Annotated in this window: 20 protein-coding genes and 1 pseudogene; 9 read left to right on the forward strand and 12 right to left on the reverse strand. The window is 67.1% G+C overall.

From position 1 onward, the window contains the following. Window positions 1–81 precede the first annotated feature (81 nt). The 6 genes from E7T09_RS16715 to E7T09_RS16740 all read left to right on the forward strand — a co-directional run bounded on the left by E7T09_RS16715 (window position 82) and on the right by E7T09_RS16740 (window position 6,537). Window positions 82–1,584, forward strand: coding sequence for an aminotransferase class III-fold pyridoxal phosphate-dependent enzyme (locus E7T09_RS16715; protein WP_136390326.1), 1,503 nt, complete (start codon window positions 82–84; stop codon window positions 1,582–1,584). A 15-nt stretch (window positions 1,585–1,599) separates the two neighbouring features. After that, the gene (locus E7T09_RS16720; protein WP_136390327.1) at window positions 1,600–2,655 is read left to right on the forward strand and encodes a GNAT family N-acetyltransferase; all 1,056 of its coding nucleotides are present in this window, start codon (window positions 1,600–1,602) and stop codon (window positions 2,653–2,655) included. Between the two features lie 24 nt (window positions 2,656–2,679). Then, window positions 2,680–4,107, forward strand: coding sequence for a coproporphyrinogen-III oxidase family protein (locus E7T09_RS16725; RefSeq protein ID WP_136390328.1), 1,428 nt, complete (start codon window positions 2,680–2,682; stop codon window positions 4,105–4,107). Then, window positions 4,104–5,114 (forward strand): ketoacyl-ACP synthase III, encoded by a 1,011-nt coding sequence (locus E7T09_RS16730; RefSeq protein ID WP_136390329.1) that lies wholly within the window; start codon window positions 4,104–4,106, stop codon window positions 5,112–5,114. Before E7T09_RS16725 ends, E7T09_RS16730 begins: the two co-directional genes overlap by 4 nt. 49 nt (window positions 5,115–5,163) lie before the next feature. Beyond that, window positions 5,164–5,502: an acyl carrier protein gene (locus E7T09_RS16735; protein ID WP_136390330.1), complete on the forward strand. Its 339-nt coding sequence runs from the start codon at window positions 5,164–5,166 to the stop codon at window positions 5,500–5,502. 471 nt (window positions 5,503–5,973) lie between these two features. Further along, window positions 5,974–6,537, forward strand: a complete 564-nt coding sequence (locus E7T09_RS16740; RefSeq protein ID WP_136390331.1) for a dihydrofolate reductase family protein — start codon at window positions 5,974–5,976, stop codon at window positions 6,535–6,537. Between the two features lie 83 nt (window positions 6,538–6,620). Here the strand turns inward: E7T09_RS16740 and E7T09_RS16745 are convergent, their stop codons facing one another. From E7T09_RS16745 to E7T09_RS16755, 3 genes are all read right to left on the reverse strand, one after another. Beyond that, the gene (locus tag E7T09_RS16745) at window positions 6,621–7,145 is read right to left on the reverse strand and encodes a hypothetical protein (protein WP_136390332.1); all 525 of its coding nucleotides are present in this window, start codon (window positions 7,143–7,145) and stop codon (window positions 6,621–6,623) included. Window positions 7,146–7,590: 445 nt separating this feature from the next. Further along, entirely contained in the window at window positions 7,591–8,421 is an 831-nt protein-coding gene (locus tag E7T09_RS16750) for an alpha/beta fold hydrolase (protein ID WP_136390333.1), read from the reverse strand. 502 nt (window positions 8,422–8,923) lie between these two features. Beyond that, window positions 8,924–9,238, reverse strand: a complete 315-nt coding sequence (locus E7T09_RS16755) for a hypothetical protein (protein WP_136390334.1) — start codon at window positions 9,236–9,238, stop codon at window positions 8,924–8,926. A gap of 94 nt (window positions 9,239–9,332) precedes the next feature. Here E7T09_RS16755 and E7T09_RS16760 point away from each other — a divergent pair, with 94 nt between their 5' ends. Both E7T09_RS16760 and E7T09_RS16765 read left to right on the forward strand, forming a co-directional pair. Beyond that, the gene (locus tag E7T09_RS16760) at window positions 9,333–9,560 is read left to right on the forward strand and encodes a hypothetical protein (protein ID WP_136390335.1); all 228 of its coding nucleotides are present in this window, start codon (window positions 9,333–9,335) and stop codon (window positions 9,558–9,560) included. Between the two features lie 115 nt (window positions 9,561–9,675). After that, the gene (locus E7T09_RS16765; RefSeq protein WP_136390336.1) at window positions 9,676–9,888 is read left to right on the forward strand and encodes a hypothetical protein; all 213 of its coding nucleotides are present in this window, start codon (window positions 9,676–9,678) and stop codon (window positions 9,886–9,888) included. A 314-nt stretch (window positions 9,889–10,202) separates the two neighbouring features. Here E7T09_RS16765 and E7T09_RS16770 read toward each other — a convergent pair whose 3' ends face one another. After that, on the reverse strand, window positions 10,203–10,451 hold the full coding sequence (locus E7T09_RS16770; protein ID WP_136390337.1) for a hypothetical protein: 249 nt from the start codon (window positions 10,449–10,451) through the stop codon (window positions 10,203–10,205). 623 nt (window positions 10,452–11,074) lie between these two features. Between E7T09_RS16770 and E7T09_RS21985 the strand changes: the two genes are divergently transcribed. Beyond that, a complete protein-coding gene (locus tag E7T09_RS21985) occupies window positions 11,075–11,476 on the forward strand; it encodes a DUF2726 domain-containing protein (protein WP_168734902.1) in 402 nt (133 codons plus the stop codon). A gap of 363 nt (window positions 11,477–11,839) precedes the next feature. Here the strand turns inward: E7T09_RS21985 and E7T09_RS21990 are convergent, their stop codons facing one another. The 8 genes and pseudogenes from E7T09_RS21990 to E7T09_RS16810 form a co-directional block, all read right to left on the reverse strand. Beyond that, a complete protein-coding gene (locus E7T09_RS21990; protein ID WP_168734903.1) occupies window positions 11,840–11,983 on the reverse strand; it encodes a hypothetical protein in 144 nt (47 codons plus the stop codon). 382 nt (window positions 11,984–12,365) lie between these two features. Continuing rightward, window positions 12,366–13,081: pseudogene (locus tag E7T09_RS16780) on the reverse strand (IS6 family transposase). 175 nt (window positions 13,082–13,256) lie between these two features. Continuing rightward, window positions 13,257–14,072, reverse strand: a complete 816-nt coding sequence (locus tag E7T09_RS16785; protein ID WP_168734904.1) for an SDR family oxidoreductase — start codon at window positions 14,070–14,072, stop codon at window positions 13,257–13,259. A 127-nt stretch (window positions 14,073–14,199) separates the two neighbouring features. Beyond that, a complete protein-coding gene (locus E7T09_RS16790; RefSeq protein ID WP_136390340.1) occupies window positions 14,200–14,682 on the reverse strand; it encodes an SRPBCC domain-containing protein in 483 nt (160 codons plus the stop codon). After that, entirely contained in the window at window positions 14,660–15,004 is a 345-nt protein-coding gene (locus E7T09_RS16795; protein WP_136390341.1) for a helix-turn-helix transcriptional regulator, read from the reverse strand. The genes E7T09_RS16790 and E7T09_RS16795 overlap by 23 nt, the downstream gene beginning before the upstream one ends. Before the next feature lie 219 nt (window positions 15,005–15,223). Then, window positions 15,224–15,739, reverse strand: coding sequence for a hypothetical protein (locus E7T09_RS16800; RefSeq protein WP_136390342.1), 516 nt, complete (start codon window positions 15,737–15,739; stop codon window positions 15,224–15,226). A gap of 32 nt (window positions 15,740–15,771) precedes the next feature. Beyond that, window positions 15,772–16,281: a hypothetical protein gene (locus tag E7T09_RS16805; RefSeq protein ID WP_136390343.1), complete on the reverse strand. Its 510-nt coding sequence runs from the start codon at window positions 16,279–16,281 to the stop codon at window positions 15,772–15,774. After that, window positions 16,278–16,781 (reverse strand): hypothetical protein, encoded by a 504-nt coding sequence (locus E7T09_RS16810; RefSeq protein ID WP_136390344.1) that lies wholly within the window; start codon window positions 16,779–16,781, stop codon window positions 16,278–16,280. Before E7T09_RS16810 ends, E7T09_RS16805 begins: the two co-directional genes overlap by 4 nt. Window positions 16,782–16,849 lie beyond the last annotated feature (68 nt).

The following is a 16,849-nucleotide window of genomic DNA, read 5'->3' on the forward strand; positions in this document are numbered from 1 at the left end:
CACCTGCGGAGCGATCGCCCAACCTGGCTGTCGAGGCCGGACGTGGAACGACCTCACGTCGATCCGTGGTGGGAGCATGCCATGACGTCCGCGCCGCTGGTGGTCACGGGGGAGCAGCGGCGGGCGCTGGCGACGCTCTGTGCAGGAAACCGCTCGGTCATGGGCGTGGTGCAGCAGGTGGCGGTGAGGCAGCGGACGTCGCTGGAGTGGCATGCGCGCAGCCTGGAGAGCGCAAGTGCGGGGCGCTCACAGCTTCCCTACTTCAGCCCGGTGCTGCCGCTGTGCGTGGCCCGGGCCCAGGGCGGGCGGATCGCCTGCGTGGACGGCCACGACTACGTGGACGTGCACATGGGCTACACGGCGGGCATCCTGGGCCACAATCCCCCGCAGGTCGTGGCGGGCGTGGCGGCCGCGCTGGGCAGCACGCCGGGGGCAGGGTACTTCGTGCCGGCGCAGGTGGAACTGGCCGAGCTGGTGCAGCAGCTCGTGCCAGGCGCCGAACGGGCGGCCTTCCTGCACGCCGGCGCAGACGCCGTTCTGGCGGCCGTGCGGCTGTGCCGCGCCCGGACGCGGCGCAGCGTGATCGCCAAGTTCGAGGGCTGTTACCATGGCTGGCACGAGCCGGGGCTGGTGAACACCGCGCCTACCTGGGCGGGCCGCATGGCGCAGGGGCCGCTGCACGCCATCGCGCCGGAACTGGCGACCGCCGGCATGAACCGCCTGCACGGCGATGAATTCCTGATCCTGCCCTACGGCGATCCGCTGGCCCTGCAGCTCATCCGCGACCACGCACACGAGCTGGCGGGCGTGCTGCTCGACCCCGTGCCACGGTTCATGATGAACGACCTGGACGGCGCGGCCCAGTTCGCGCGGCAGGTGCGCGCCGTGACGCAGGAGCTGGAGGTGCCCCTGATCGCGGATGAGGTGGTCACCGGCTTTCGGCTCGCTCCCGGCGGCATCGCGCAGGCCTTCGGCGTCGAGGCCGACCTGCACTGCTTCGGGAAGATCACGGGCGGCCTGGGCCTGCCCATCAGCCTCGTGGCCGGGCGGGCGGAGCTGATGACGCAGGCCAGCACCGCGGGCCTGCTCGACGATTACGTCAGCTCCCGCGTGTGGATCAGCACGACCACCGCCGGGAACGCCCTGAGCGTCACGGCGGCCCTGCACCAGCTGAGGGCCATCCAGGCGGGCGGCGAGACGCTGTTCTGCGCCATCGACGCCCACCACCAGCGCATTCGGGCAGCGGTGAACGCCGTGGCCACCGACCTCGGCCTGCCCGTGACCGTGGACGGCCACCCGCGCCTGTACAGCATGCTCAGCGTGAACGTGGATCCCCCGGATCCCACCGGCCTCAGCGCCGCCGACGCCGCCAACCCCGCCCGCGCGTACTTCCGCCGCTTCACCCTGGGCAACGTGCGGGCCGCCCGCCTGCTCACCCTCTACCTGCGCCTGCAGGGCGTCTACGCCGAGGGCCTGCCCACCGTCGACCTCAGCGCTGCCCACTCCACCGCCGACACCGACCAGATCATTCACGGCCTGCGCGAAAGCCTCACCTCGATGCAGGCGCACGGGGCCTTCGCGTGACCAGGAGCGTCCCGCATGATTGAGATCCGGCCGTTCGACGGTGATGCGGCGGAACTGGCCGCGCTCATCAATGCGTCGTGGCAGGGGCGGTATCTGGCCCGCGACCTGATTCCCGTGTATGACGGCCCCGGCCTGCAGTGGCAGGTCCTTGGGGTTCCCGACCACAGCCTGCACCTGTCGGCGTGGGACGGCGCGCGGCTGGTGGGGTGCTTCCTGGCCGATCACGTGACGCTCCGGGTGGCGGGGCAGGCGTGGCGGGGCAGTCAGGGCAGTTATTTCAGCGTTCACCCGGAGTACGCGGCGCGTGGGGTGGCCCGCCGCCTGCTGGCGGCGCTGGAGCGGGCGCACCGGGAGCAGGCGCTGGCGTTCATGCTGGGCTACGTGAACTCGTCCCGTTCGGCGCCGGCGTACCAGTTCTGGTCGCGCTTCGAGAAGGCCTTCCCCACGAAGTACACGACCCTGCGTTCGGTGGGCTTCTGGATGCGCTTCCTCCAGCCCCGCCGGATGGCGGCGGTCATGGATCACGCGGCCGAGGCGCTGGGCCTGCGCGCCCTGTCGGTGCTGCAACGGCCGCCACAGGATCGCTGCGGGGTGCGCCCCTTCACGGCGGCGGACGCGGTGGCGGCGCACCTGCTGCTCGACCGGGCGGCGCTGCACTCCAGCGTGGCGCAGCTGTGGGAGCCCGGCGCCCTCCGCACCGAATTGACCGGCGCCCACACGCTGGTCTTCCCGCTGCAGGAGCGGGTGGGGGGCTTCAGCACGTCGTTCCCCTGGCCCCTCCGGAGCCGGGGGGTCATTCCCGCCGAGGTGATCGACCTGCTGCTGATGAATGACCTGAACCCGGAGCAGCGCCGCACGCTGCTGAACGCCACGGCCCACGCCAGTGCGGCGAGGGGCGCGTGGGTGAGCATCGCCCCGACCTCCGACTGGCGACACGGCGCCACCTTCGCCGCGTGCGGCTTCGTGCCCATCCCGAAGGTCTGCACCCTGATGATGCTGTTCCCGGACAAGACTCTCGACCTGCACGCGGCGCGGCACGCGAAGACGACCGGCCCGCTGCGGTTCCGCTGACGGCCCCCGGGCAAAGGAGTGTGGATGTCCCGACTTGATCTGAGTACGGCCAGCGCGGCGCGCCGCTTCATGGACACGAAGGTGGCGCAGCGGCAGGTGAACAAGGTGCTCCACAGTTTCCCGTCGCCGCGGTTCTGGCGGGCCACCCAGCACACGCCGCTGGACGTCCGGACGCTGTCGGCCACCGGCGCCGTGCAGGCCGCGCCCAGCTGTGAGCTGTACGTGGCGCTGCCCTTCTGCCTGACGACCGAGCCGTCGCAGTGCGGGTACTGTCTGTTTCCCACCGAGGAGTACAGGCGGGCCGATCAGCTCGACGTGTACCTGGACTACCTGGCCCGTGAGGGCGAACTCTACCGCGACCGCTGGCGGGCGTTGCAGCCGGTGAGCATCTTCATCGGTGGGGGCACGCCGAACCTGCTCAAGGTGGAGCAGTACCCGCGCCTGCTGGGCCTGATCCACGACCTGCTGCCGAACCTGCGGGCCGGGACGCCGATCACGCTGGAGGGGATTCCGCAGCTGTTCAGCCGCGACAAGCTGGCGGTGATGCGGGAACACGGGGTGACGCGCATCAGCATGGGCGCGCAGCAGCTCAACCTGGAACTCAGCCTGCTCAGTGGCCGCAAGCAAAAACCGCAGCACGTGGTTCAGGCGGTGGCGTGGGCGCAGGAACTGGGACTGGGCTGCAACGTGGACCTCATTTTTGGCTGGCCGCAGCAGACGCTGGCCCATCTGGAGCGGGACATCCGCGACCTGATGGCGACCGGCGTGGAGCACATCACGCACTACGAGCTGAACGTGGGCGGCGTGACCGATTTCGCCCTGCACCGCCGCCATGAACTGCCCAGCCCGGAGCTGACCCGGGAGATGTACCACCTGGCGCGGGAGCTCCTGCTCGCGGGAGGGTACGGGCAGCTCACACCCTACGACTTCCAGAAGGGGGATGGCACCGACTTCGTCTACGAGGAGTGCCGCCGCAGTTTCGACGCGCACGACGTCTGGGGCTGGGGCTACGCCGCCATCAGCGATTTTCCCGACCACTGGCGGGCCCAGGGTGGCCACACCTTCATGAACGCCCGCACCCTGACCGGGTATTACGCCGCGCTGGACGCCGGGACGCTCCCAGTGGAGGTCGGGTTCGCCCGCGAGGCGGCCGACATGCGCCTGTCCTCGCTGTTCCGCAACCTGCAGTCCCTCCACGTCGACCGCGCCAGTTACCGTGCCAACTTCGGGCGGGACGTGCTGGACGAGTTCCCCGGTATCTGGCAGGCCGCCCAGGACCTGGGGTTCGTGACCGTGGACGACCACGCCATTCACCTCACGCCGGAGGGCGCGTACCGCGTGCCGCTGCTGCAGACCGCCCTGATGCAGGGGCGCGTGGAGGAACTGACCGAGGCGCATATCGCGCACCTCAAGGGCGCGCCGCCCACCGCCGTGAATGCGGCCACGCCATGATCCGCGCCCGCATTCACGCGGTGTCTGTCCACCTGCCCACGCACGTGGAGACGAACGACGACCTGCACGCCCAGCACCCCGACTGGAACGTCCCCGAAGCGGCCCGGCATACCGGCGTGGAGCAGCGGCACATCAGCGCGCCCGGGGAGACGGCGCTCGACCTGGCCGAGCAGGCGGTTCTGAAGCTGTTCACGCAGCACCCGCAGGCCCGCGAGGCCGTGGACACCATCATCTTCTGCACGCAGACACCGGATCACCGCCTGCCGCCGAACGCCTGCGTGCTGCACGGCCGCCTGGGCCTGCCCCGGACGGTGGCGGCCTTCGACGTGAACCTGGCGTGTTCCGGGTTCACGTACTCGCTGACCGTCGCTGCCGGGCTGATCCACGCCGGAAGTTCCAGACACGTCCTGATCGTCAATGCGGACACCTACACGAAACTGATCAGCCCGGACGACCGCTCCACCCGCCTGCTCTTCGGGGACGGCGCGGCCGTGACCTGGCTGGGGCCGGGCGACGAGTCCTCGTTCATCCTCGGCAGCGCCTGGGGCACCGATGGAACCCTGAACGGAGCGTTCTGCGTGCCCGGCGGGGCCGCCCGCCTGCCCACCCCGCCCGAACCGCTTCCCGCCGAGCAGGACGGCCCGAACCGCCGCACCCGCGACCACATCTACATGAACGGCAAGACCATGTTGAGCTTCACCTACCAGATGGTGCCGCCCCACATCCATGCCCTGCTGAGCGCCCACGACACCCAGCCAGACGACGTGAAGCAGTACCTGTTCCATCAGGCGTCGAACATGGTGCTCGACGGCCTGCGCGCCCGCCTGCACCTCACCGACGACCGTTTTCCGCGTCACCTGGCCCAGGTGGGCAACACGGTCTCGGCCTCGATTCCCCTGCTGTTGCACGAGCAGGTGGCGCTGGGTCGTGTCCGACGCGGCGACCTCCTGTGCTTCAGCGGCTTCGGCAGCGGCCTGTCGTGGGCAAGCGTGCTGCTCCGGTACTGAGCCAGATCCTCAGCGACAAGTCCACAACCACAAACTCCACAGGAGACCCATGACCACCACACCGGATTGGACCGCCCTGAACACCAGCGCCACTCCCGGGCAACTGCTCGCCGCCCTGACGCCCCTCGACAGCACCGGGCGGACGAGGGTACTCACGGAGTACCTGGAACAGCAGATCAGGGCCATCCGCCAGCTCGGCGGCCTGGACACCGACCTTGACATGGGCCGGAGTTTCGTGGCCCTGGGTTTCGACTCGCTGATGAGCGTGGAGCTCCTGTACGACCTGCAACGCGACCTGGGCCGCGACCTCGACCCCGCCGCGCTGGAACAGCCCACCATCGATGACCTGGCCAGAGTCGTCCTGATAGAAGTGTTCTCGGCCACCTAGCACCGGCCTGCTGATCGGCTCGACGGGCATGCGCGGCTGCATCACCCTGGCGGCGGCGGGGGTTCGGCTCACGCTGAGCGGAGGAGACCCCTTTCCCGGACGGGAAGTGCCGTCCTGCTGCACCTTGATGTCGAGCAGGCCGTCCAGCGCTTCACGACGGAAGAGGCCGCGCTGAAGTGATGGCCTGTCAGGGTGCGGGTTCAGCCTCTCCCGCCACCCGCTGGGAACGGTCTACCTGCTGAAACGGCCCTGATCACACCTGTGGCTGGCGTGACGCAGCAGGCTCTGGGTCGCGCCGAACGGCACCTCGTGCCGCAACAAATCTGCCCACAGGCCATTGAGACCCGGAATCTCTGCGTCATTGACCCTTCCCTGCTGTGGACGAAGCAGGCTTCCTCGATTGATCCGGGAAACCAGGCACCTCGTGACTGGGCAGGAAGTGTCTCATGTCGGGCGGTGGAAAGATAACGCATGCGCAAGGTGATCGTGACCGAGTTCCTGACCCTCGACGGCGTGTACGAAGACTCCATCCCGTGGCACCGGGACTACAGTCCAGATGACGGTCAGTTCAAGCAAGACGAATTGTTCGAGAGTGACGCCCTGCTGCTGGGCCGCGTGACGTACGAGGGCTTTGCCGCGTACTGGCCTACCGCCACCGGAGCGTTCGGCGACCGCATGAACAGCCTGCCGAAGTACGTGGCCACGACCACCCTGAGCTCGCTGGCATGGAACGCCACCCCGTTGGTCGGGGACGTTGTCGCCGCCGTGCGTGCACTCAAACAGCAGGACGGTGGGCAGCTGCTGGTGTACGGCAGCGGCACCTTCGTCCAGACGCTCCTGCGACATGGCCTGGTGGACGAACTCCGGCTGATGGTCTTTCCGCTGGTGCTCGGAAGCGGCAAGCGCCTCTTCATGGGAGGAGACAGGCTGCCGCTGACCCTCGTCTCGTCAAGGGATCTCGGTGCTGGCGTGATGCTCCTGACCTACGGGCCCGCACCCGCCAGTCACGACGAGCAAAGTGCCGGCCCAGGGTGATGGCTACCACGCCTGGAGAAGCTCAGGTTCATTGAACCGCAGGTCGCCTGACGGTGGCCGTTGCAGGACGTGATCGGCTCCGATCATCCCTGATCCGCTTCACCTTCCAAGGCCTCCACCAGATCATCCAGGAGGTGCCGGAGCAGGCGCGGATGCACCCGGACGTCCGTAAACCGTCCCTCCGCATCCACCGCCGCCTGGATCGATCCGAGGCTGCGCAGCATCAGCAGCAACTGATGTACCCGCTCGGCTGGCAACGCCAGATGTTCCTGCACGTCCTGCGCCGTGACCGGCTGGGCCGCCTGCACGAACTGGTAGGCCTGGCGCATCTGGGCCCGTGAACCCGCCAGACTCGACGCGGCCAGCCCGCTTACCCAGTCGCGCTGCCCGAATGGGGTCAGCACTGCCGTCACGCCGGACACGCCCGCGGACCGACTCAGGAGCACGTGGCCCGCGTCCTGGAGGCGCAGCAGGGCCCGACCCACGTCCACGGCGCTCACGCCCTGCGTCCGGGCGAAGGCGACCGGCGAGAAGGTGTGGCCCGGCACCTGCAGCCAGGTGAGGGCCAGTTCGTCGGTGATCAGCTCCCGCAATTCCCGCGGTTTCACGTTCTGCCCACCATACGACTCCGTTCGGGGCCACGAGGCCACACGGACGTTCCCTCAGCCATCTCATGCTGAACCTGATGCACCCGCCAGCAGAACACCGAGCGCGACCGTCGCCCCGTGCATGGCAAGTCCGGCGACCTGCTTAGCACTCGACCTGCCCACCCACTGCCGATCGGCTTGATTACATTCACGCACGTCAGCGGGTTGAGGTAGTGTCGGGGCCGATCCTGGCGAAAAATTCCCGTTCGATAGTGACGGCCACCCTTCCATATGCGATCGAACCTGGCTGGACGTCCAGCACGTGGACACGGCCTTCCCGGCGGCCGATGCACCGCTCAGGCTCTCCAGCTCACAGCAACGGATGGCGACGCCGACCGCCCAGATCCACGTGACCACTGGCTTCTCTATGAAAAGCGGTGCCGGTGCCCCTTTACAGCGTGGCCTTCTACCCCACCCGGCTGGACGGCTCGTCACCCAGGAAGAAGGCGGTGAGGACGGGGGCCAACACGGTGGCCGACACGTTGTGAGCCTGTCCTGTCAGCGTGCGGCATTCGCCCCTCGGGATGGTCTTCGCCAGGTTCCGGGCGGACTCCGCGAAAAATGGGGCACTGTCGCCACCCGTCAGGATCAGGGTGGGACAGTGAACGCGGGCAGCGAGCGCCTGGGGAACGGCGGCGTCCTCGCCCATGACTGCGGCGTCGTACCCGAGGGTGGCCCCGACCGCTTCGAGGTGCGCCCAGCCAGGGGATTGGCTCAGGTGCGTCAGCTGATCGTCAGGCATGCCCACCTTCCGCATGAAGAGCTTGACCGCGTCCCCAGCGTGTCCAGACCGCAGGGCCAGATCCAGCTGCGCGCGGTACGTTCGCCACGACTGCCGGGCGGCGGGATCGTCATTGTAGGGTGGCTCGTACATCACGAGCTTCCTGATCTTCCCGCCGAGCCGGACGGCTGTGTGCATCGCCAGGGCCGCGCCGGACGAGTGCCCCCACACGAAGGCCTGCCCGCCCACCTGTTCGACGAGGGCCTCCAGATCCTCCACTTCCCGCTCGACCGTGGAGGCCGGAGTCTCCGTGCTGGCACCGCGACCGCGTCGGTCGTACGAAACCACGGTGAAGGAGGAACCGAGCAGGGCCGCGTACTCGGCGCTTGCCGCGGTTCCAGCCCCGCGTTGAAGGGCACCGTCGACCCTGATCAGCGCCGGCCCCGTGCCATGGCACTCGTAGGCAATGGTCGTGCCGTCGGCCGAGGAGAAATTGGAGACGCGGCTGCCATTCATAAGCACTCCTGACGAACTGGCAAAAGGGCGGGGCTGTACGTCATCCGGAGTGTCGCGATGAACCTTGGACGATTGGCCATGGCTCCGATGGCATATCCGTGTTCTCCGGTACAGGGCGGCTGAATTCTCCAGATTGCCTCTCAGCTACTTTGCCAAGATGTATTCTGTTGTAGCACAAGTTTGTCTGTAGCTCCAGCAAGGCTTATGGAGCCGAACCGTCCACCGCCACGAGGCTCACTCTGAATCTGGTTGACGCGATCCGGAAGACACCCTGATTTGGCTCGGCACTGGCACCACAGTGAGCTGATGCAGGAACGGAAGGTTCGCCTTGGTGAGGAGACCGTTCTCCATTGATACCCGACCACGACTGGATGCCTGCGTTCCTGCAAAGACATTGAAGTAGGGCCGGGCTTCGCGTATGAGGTGGCCCCCTCGAACCCTGACCTTCAGGTTTGCCCGATACACCCTTATGCGGTACATCCCATCCCTTGCCGCTGCTGTGTCAGCTTGGCGCTCGGCTAGGATCACGGCGGCGGCCGTTACCCTCGCCATTCCGCTCGTCCCGGTACCGCTCCATCGTGCGGCGGCCGAGCGGCGTGAGATGCCACTGTCCTTCTGACGCCCCCGCATGGGTTTCCAGCAGGCCGTGGCACTCCAGCAGCCGAAGCTGACCCGTCAACTCCTTGGTGGTCAACCCGAACGCAGCCACGACCGCAAGATCCTGCAAATGGGCCGTCGTGACCGCCACACGCGGGTGGGCAGTGGCCCAGGCGTATACGCCCTGCAGTACCTCCCAGCCTGCCTTGGGCATGTCCATCGGTGCACGGTACGGGAATACGCCGGGGGCATCTGAATGAAATACCAAGAAGTGTATGGTGACCCGCCGAACAGTGGGATACCGTCAAGGGATCATGAAGGATGCTGGAGAGCAGCGCGCCGAGGCGGTGGTTGAACCGCGCATGCCGGCACCCTGGAAGGTGGCCCCACGGCGGGGCACGCTGGGACGATCCCGCGTCATCTCGCGCCGGTCTGCGGAGGCCTTGTCTGCCCACACCTCCCGCCAAACCGCGCTCCGCGACCTGAGGGTCATGGCCCTGGTGCTGGCGTACGTGATCCTCGTGGTGCTGCTGCTCGGCTGAACGCCGCCAGCATCTGAACTAGAGGCGCCATGACGGTGGTTCTCCCCCGCAAGATGGAGGATTGATGATGCCGGTCATGGCTGGAGCCCTGCTACGGTGACCCATGATGTGCCAGGTGTCGGAGGTTCTTCTGACCCACCTGCAGGCCCTGGAAACCCGTGGGTTCACGGTCGATATTGATGCCGCTGGCGCCTTGAGCATTCTCGGGCCGGATGGCCAGCACTTCGATGGGCAACCCATCGAGTCGCCCATCCCCCGGCAGTGGGCGGCGGTGCTGGACGCGGCCCGGTCGGCCGGCCTGACCCTGGACGACCTTGAACAGGACTGACACCCCACGCCGTCAGATCGTGGAGTGAACCTGGCCGGTCGCGTCGAACAGGCGACCAGTTCCGGCCCTGCTCTCCTGTTGCTGTCGACGTGCCAAGGGCGCCTGCTGGAGGACAGATGGCGCTGCGGGTACTCAACACCGACCACGGCGCGAACCTGCAGGTGGTGTGGCGCTACGTCCACCTGGATGCCCCACCCTGTACTGCCTTTGGGGGTGGACGGTCTTCGCAGTGGCCGTCCGGGTACAAGGCCAGTTCCTGCCGGAGCCAAGCCTTGACCCGCTCGATTGAGTGTGGACTCCGGCCTGGGCTGAGGTCAGTGATTGAGCACCAGGAAGGTAAAAACGCCCGCTGCGACACCAGCAGCCATCCGCGTCAGTGGCCCCCAGCCCTGACGCTCGGCCTGCAGCATCACCACCACGACCATGGCGGTACCCAGGAGCACCGCCAGAACGCTCTCGGCCCTGGCGATCAGGACGCCGAGCAGCACGAGATTGACGACGATACCGAGGGTGGCGTTCAGGCGCGTGGTGCGGAGGGGAGCAACGTAATGGGGCTGGCGCACGTCCCAGGTATGGCACAGACGGCCCCTGGGTTCCACAGGACATCATGTCGGCTGCAGAAGCGACTTCCCGGACGACAACATCGTTTGACTGCGGCTGTTGTCAGAGAAAGCGTGCAGTACACGAAGGCCAATCCAGCCTCCGGCCACCCTATCGAGCCCTGAGCCTAGATCCGGGCACACCAGTGTTCCTTCTGCCACTGGTGTGCCCACAGCATCGTGGCGACCGGCACAGGACTCCGGTATAGACCACAGCTGACCGTACTACTAGCTCCCCAGCGTGCCCCCCACTGGCTGACTTGTGCCCTGGCCTGTTCATGCTGTAACGCCCTGCACCCACTGGGGCTATCCGAGGTTTAACGCCCATTAGCGGCGATGGTGGAGGTATGACCCTGCCCACCACCCTGATCCTGCTCACCATTCTCGTGTGCGGCTTCGTGGCCAGTTGGCGGCGCATGAAACGCAGTCGGAGACGACCCGAACTCGTCCCCCCACTCCTCGGGCCGACAGTCCGGATCCGACCACGTCCACATCACGCCCAGCCCCGTACACAATCCGTGCAGCCCAAGCCGCCTGCGTCACTGAACTCATGGGCTCCACGTCGGAGTCCGGCTGACCTGAGCGGCATGTCCGAGCACATCCCCGTGCGCAGCCGTCGGCACTTCCTGTCGGGCAATGAGCAGAGGTTCCTGGTCAGCCTGGAGGCGGCGCTGGGGCGAGAGTACCGGGTGTTCCGCAACGTCCGGCTGGACGACCTGTTCGTGACCACCACGCACAGCCCGCGTCAGGAGAAGGCCACGACTGCCCGGCTGCGCGAACGGCAGGTGGATTACGTGGTCGTGGCGCTCCCGGAACTCCAGCCGGTGCTGGCCATTGAATTCGAGGACACCGCCGGCGATCCCGTGACCGCCGCGGCCTGCGCCGGCGCTGGCCTGCTCCTGGCCCGGGTGAGGGCCGAGAAGATCTGGACGCCCGAAGGCATCCGGGCCTACCTGCAGCCGGGCCCTTCAGAGCGCATGTCGTTGTGAATCACACACCTGATATGGAGCAATGCGTGAACCATGTCAGGCGTCCAGCCATGATCCAGGGGAACCATGCAGATTGACCGCGGGTGACGTCCACGCTTGAGGTTCGCGAAGCCACTGCCAGCCTGGATCGGGCCACCGTCGTGACCCTGAAGACCACGCCACCCACCGGCTATGCGCTTTGGTGGAACATCAGGGCGCATGTCCGCCTTCATTCATCTCTGGGTGGATCCGACGAAACAGGGCAGTGCCGGGTGGGCCTGATGACCCTCTCCTGGCTTCACTGCGAGCGGCAACTGGGAGCAGAATGGCCGAACCGACTTGGGGAATCGGGCCCGGCCCGTCAGCCACTCAGTGAGACTGTGGTCACGGCACCCGGTACAGGCCGGGTTCCTCCCGAGCCACCATCAGGTAGCCCAGGCTGGCCAGGTACCATGCCAGTTCGCGGATGGAGGCCACATCGTCACAGGCCACGCCGCCTGGCAGCCTCGACTGAATCTCAGTCTGCAAGTCGCAGTCACTCAACTCCGTCCCAGTGGGGAGTTCCAGTATGGCCTTCAGGGCCGTGTGTTCGACAATTGGCGCGGCCATCCGCCACTGTTATCGTCCACAACGGACGGGTTTGGGTGAAATGCAGGAAACTAAAGGCCGTAACAGGAGAACGTGAAGGCCCGCTGAACACTGACAGCGGGACATGGAGAATGTGCATGACCAACAAGTTGCCTGTGCCTGCTCAGCACCACGCCACGTGATACCAGGCAAGACTGGCCAGAACCTCTCTTTGCCACTCTGTTTGGTTCCTGTGGGCGCCTTGGCGCCTCGTACTGAGCGGAGACGGTTGTGTTGCCTTAACCGGCGTCACGGCAGGCTTAGGGCAGGGGTGGCCTGAGATTCAGGCCACCCCTGCCGCGACCGTTGACCACGTCTGGAACGCTTGCTTCTGATTGCTTCGTCTGATGGAGGCGGGCACGCTGGTTCGGGTGTGATGGTGGAGATTCTCGATGCTGGCGTGCAGGCAAAGGAAGTCATGGGCTCGTTTCCGCCGCTTGAATCCCTGCTGTTGTCGTTCCTGACGCCGTATTGATCTGATCGGTGAGATTGCAGGGTCACATTGTTGCAGCGCGCCGTGGAGATCACCTGCTGGTGATCGACGTCCGCCAAGTTCCCCAGCTCTCGGATCGCCGGTCCATAACTCCGCAGCTGATCCGTGTGAATGACGCCTGGAACATCGTATTCACCCAGGCACAGGGTCAGGAAGGTTCTGGCCGCCGTGGCATCCCGATGCCGCTGGAGCAGCACATCAAGCACACAGCCGTGCTCGTCCACGGCCCGTCAGAGCCAGTGTCGAATCCCGTCCACCGTCGTGCAGACCTTGTCCAGAGACCAGCGGGAACCCCGGTGGGGTTCCCGCTGCCGAAGGTCATATGCAAACAAGGGGCTGAACTTGATGCACCATTCGCGGAGCGTCTCATGGCCAACCTGACTGCCGCGCTGGTGCGACAATTCTTGAACGTCACGGTCGCTGATCGGGAAGCGGTGGTACATCCAGATCGCGTGCTGGATGACCGTCATTGCGAATCGGTGGCGATAGGGCTTGGCGTCCATCACGGCGGGTCAGCCTCCCCTGAGCTGGTTAAGGCAAAACAACCTTTCACCACGACCACGGGTAAGCGGCTCAGATTCGCGCCCCGCACGGAGATCTAGGAGCGTCTGCTCTGTCAACACTGAAGGTGGTCGATCCTGCCCCAGGTCGATCCTGCCCCAGGTCGCTCCAGCACGACCTTCAGGCCCGCTGTTCCCCGGCCAAGGTGCCCGGCCACTGCAACTGACACCATGCCTTCCAGGATTGCCCCGCCGCCTGTCCACCGGTCGGCAGGGCCGCGCCACCCCGCCACGCCCGGAAGAGCGGCAGGGGGATCGGCACGCTCCACACGACCTTCCTGACCCCCCTGGTACGGTGGAACACCTGCGCCAGCTGCTCGAAAGTGAGGGCCTCCGGGCCATACAGATCCTCCACGCGCCCCGCCACGTCCCCCAGCGTGAGCTCCGCCAGCCGTTGGGCCACCACGTGGCTGTCCACTGGTTGCAGCGCCACGCCACTGGGCACCAGGGTCACCGGCCCGAGGGTCAGCATGCCCAGGATCAGCGCCACCAGCTCGTGGAACTGCGTGGCCCGGAGGATGGTGTGCGGGACGCCACTGTCCACCACCAGCTGCTCCACCGCGAGTTTGTCCCGGCAGTAGGCCGCGCCCGGCATCCGCTCCAGCGAGACGATGCTCATGTACACCAGGTGCGGCACCCGCGCGGCCCTGGCGGCCGTGACCACAGCCCGGCCCATTGCCAGATCGGCCCCGGCCTTCTGGGCGTTGGTGGCGAGGTGCACCACCACGTCGACGCCCTGAACGGCCCGCTCCAGGGCTGCCGGATCCGTGACGTCGCCCTGGAGCCATGTCAGCCCTGGCTGATCCGTCCCGCTCCGCCGGCTGAGGGCGCGCACCGTGGCGCCGGCCTCGAGGAGCAGTGGAATGAGCGCCTGTCCGAGCGTCCCGGCCGCGCCGGTGACGAGGACGGTGGTCGTGGAACTGTTCGGTCTGAACATGGTCATCTCCTCAAGAAAGGGCGGTTCGGGACGACACACCGGGGCGAATGTGGCCGTGTGGGAGCCTCCGCGTGCTGTGGTCGTTGCGGTGGCCCCTTGATCTCCGGCCGGAATCCACGGGTATATGTCATGGGGCGGCCTGCGGGGTCAGCAGCAGGGGTTCGAGTCGCTCGAACCCGCCCAACCACCCACGGCGGTGGCTCTCCCGCAGCTCTGGGATCGGCAGGCCCTCGTGACGCAACACCATCCGGGTGCCGCCCCCACTGGGCTGCAGGGTCACGCTGACCAGCGACGCGTGCTCGCTCAGGCTGGTCAGCCAGGTGAACACCAGGCGGGTCGGACGCTGCACTTCCCGGTAGACCCCCGAGGCCGTCATCTGCTGCCCATTCGGCATCCGCATGGTCAGGTGGTAGTGGCCACCCACGTGCGTGTGGACGTCGAGGCGTTCCACGACCGCGTGTGGGAAGGGCAGCCACTGGGCCCACGCGTCCCCGACCCAGGCGTCGAACACCCGTTCCGGCGGGGCGGTGAAGTGCCGGGTGATCTCAAACGCGTCGTTTCCCAGGATCCCGCCGGCGATGCTGGGTTCAGGCGTCGTCTGGTGAGCCATCGCGGGCTGCTCCTTTTTGGTTGAGGTGCGCTTCGAGCCGGTCGAGCCCGTCGCTCCAGAAGCGCCGGTAGGTCTCAAGCCACTCGGTGGCCTCGACGAAGGCGGGGCCGTTGAGGCGGTGGACGCGGTACTTGCCGCGTTGTTCGGCCGTGATGAGGGCGGCCTGCTGGAGGACGCGCAGGTGCCGGGAGATGGCGGGGAGCGAGATGTCGAAGGGGGCGGCCAGTTCGCCGGCTGTGCGTTCCTGGTGGGCGAGGTTGGTGATGATGGCGCGCCGGGTGGGGTCGGCGAGGGCGGCGAAGGTCTGATCGAGCTGGCTCATTTAACCAGTACGTTAAATGTTTGGCGATAGAGAGTCAAGCAGAAGAGTCAGAGCGGGGTGACCCGAGTAACGGCCTGAAACGCCACAGCATGGCAAGTCGTCTATAGCACCCGTAAACACGGCCCTGGTCTGCACCAACCTGGACACGCCGTCGCCCAGGCACCCTGTCAGCACCAGCGGGCGAGGCACAGGTGACAGTTCTCGAGCCTCGAACAGGGGTTACTTGACGCGGGTCAAGGTGCAGGTGGTGTCGCCGGCCGTCGGGCCGCCTTCGAGGTACGACAAGATGCCGTCGGTCAAGGAGTCCACTGCCTTGTCCTCGCTCTTGGCGAAATCATCGGCGCTGGCAAAGCGGTACAGGCCGATCTCCGGGCGGTTGAGCGTGTCGACCGGGTTGCGGAGCAGGCACGTGAACGCGGTCTTCTTCCCGGCGTCGACGCGGGTTTGCCCCACCACCATGAACTCCGGCATGGCTCCGGCTGGGGCGTAGCCCACGTTGTCCTCGATGGACGCGGCGCCGTCCGCGTGCAGTGGAGACACGTACGTGACGATCTGCGAGCCATCCCGTCGTTTCGCGGCGCCGACGGTGACGGTGCTCACGGCGCCGCCACTCACGTCGACCGTCCATATCTGGCCCGGGGCGACGACTGTCGGGGCGCCAGCGCCCGCCATGGACGGAGCGCACGACGCGAGAAGGGAACCGAGGAGCAGGGCAGACAGGATGGGTTTCTTCATGGGAACCTCTGGAGGGCAACTGGAGATGGGGGCTACTTGAGACGGGTGAGGGTGCAGGGCACGCCGCCGTCCATGACGCCGGTAGCCGCGTACCGGGCCACGCCGGACGTCACCTGATCGGTGGCGGCGTCATCGTCCTTCGCGAACTCCGCCTCGCCCACCACCCGCGCCAGGCCCGCCTGCGCTGTTCCGGGCACACCAGACGGGAACCGCACCGTGCACGACAGCGCGTGCGACGCCATTCCGTCCGACCAGATCTGCATGGCGGTGATGAACGCCGCCGGGTTCCCCGCGCCGCCCTCCGCGAAGGTGTCCACCGTGGCCGATGCGTCCGCCGCCGAGGCGAGGTGCAGGTACCCGGATACCCGTGGGTTTACGCTGCGCTGCGCGGATCCCACGGTGAGGGTGACCGTGTCGTGGCCGTCGATGGCCACCGACCACACTTGGCCGGGCACCAGGATGAGGCCCGGTTCGCCGCCCAGGGTGGGCGCGCAGGACGCGAGCAGGGCGCTGAGGAGCGCACCACGGAGCAGAACCTTCACTTGATACGGGTGACGGTACAGGGGCTGACGGGGGCGAGGCTGCTGTCCAGGACGTACTCGAACATGCCGTCGGAGACGCTGGCCAGCACCGCGTCCTCCCCTTTCGCGTAGTCGGCGGGTGTCGCCTCGCGGTACAGGCCGGGCAGTGCAGCGTTCAGGGTGTCCGTGGGCGTCCGCACGATGCACCAGATCGCGGACTGTGCGGCGCCCTGCACGCGCGACTGGCCGACCATCATGAAGGCGGGCAGCTCGGTCTTCCGGGAGTACGCGAAGGTGTCTTTCACGCTGGCGGCACCGTCGGCGTGCAGGGCGCCGTTGTTGAAGACGGTGCCAGTGGATCCGGACGTGGTGGGCCCAGCGGTCAGGGTTGTGACGTGGTCGTTCACGGTGACAGTCCAGACCTGACCCTCGCGGATGGGGCTGGCGCTGATGCCGGTCATGGAGGGTGCGCAGGACGCCAGCAGGGCGGCGAGGATGGTCGGCAGCAGGATGCGGTTCACGGGGACTCCAGAGGGTTGTGGCAAGTTGTTGGCTTCAAGACTGCAGAGAAGCGTCAGAAACGCAGGCG

Source organism: Deinococcus sp. KSM4-11, from assembly GCF_004801415.1.
GTDB lineage: Bacteria > Deinococcota > Deinococci > Deinococcales > Deinococcaceae > Deinococcus.

Bases quoted from the DNA above. Each gene is read 5' to 3' on its own strand.
- E7T09_RS16715 (WP_136390326.1), top strand. From the start codon at position 82: ATGACGTCCGCGCCGCTGGTGGTCACGGGGGAGCAGCGGCGGGCGCTG.
- E7T09_RS16720 (WP_136390327.1), top strand. From the start codon at position 1,600: ATGATTGAGATCCGGCCGTTCGACGGTGATGCGGCGGAACTGGCCGCG.
- E7T09_RS16725 (WP_136390328.1), top strand. From the start codon at position 2,680: ATGTCCCGACTTGATCTGAGTACGGCCAGCGCGGCGCGCCGCTTCATG.
- E7T09_RS16730 (WP_136390329.1), top strand. From the start codon at position 4,104: ATGATCCGCGCCCGCATTCACGCGGTGTCTGTCCACCTGCCCACGCAC.
- E7T09_RS16735 (WP_136390330.1), top strand. From the start codon at position 5,164: ATGACCACCACACCGGATTGGACCGCCCTGAACACCAGCGCCACTCCC.
- E7T09_RS16740 (WP_136390331.1), top strand. From the start codon at position 5,974: ATGCGCAAGGTGATCGTGACCGAGTTCCTGACCCTCGACGGCGTGTAC.
- E7T09_RS16750 (WP_136390333.1), bottom strand. From the start codon at position 8,421: ATGAATGGCAGCCGCGTCTCCAATTTCTCCTCGGCCGACGGCACGACC.
- E7T09_RS16755 (WP_136390334.1), bottom strand. From the start codon at position 9,238: ATGGACATGCCCAAGGCAGGCTGGGAGGTACTGCAGGGCGTATACGCC.
- E7T09_RS16760 (WP_136390335.1), top strand. From the start codon at position 9,333: ATGAAGGATGCTGGAGAGCAGCGCGCCGAGGCGGTGGTTGAACCGCGC.
- E7T09_RS21985 (WP_168734902.1), top strand. From the start codon at position 11,075: ATGTCCGAGCACATCCCCGTGCGCAGCCGTCGGCACTTCCTGTCGGGC.
- E7T09_RS16785 (WP_168734904.1), bottom strand. From the start codon at position 14,072: ATGTTCAGACCGAACAGTTCCACGACCACCGTCCTCGTCACCGGCGCG.
- E7T09_RS16790 (WP_136390340.1), bottom strand. From the start codon at position 14,682: ATGGCTCACCAGACGACGCCTGAACCCAGCATCGCCGGCGGGATCCTG.
- E7T09_RS16795 (WP_136390341.1), bottom strand. From the start codon at position 15,004: ATGAGCCAGCTCGATCAGACCTTCGCCGCCCTCGCCGACCCCACCCGG.
- E7T09_RS16800 (WP_136390342.1), bottom strand. From the start codon at position 15,739: ATGAAGAAACCCATCCTGTCTGCCCTGCTCCTCGGTTCCCTTCTCGCG.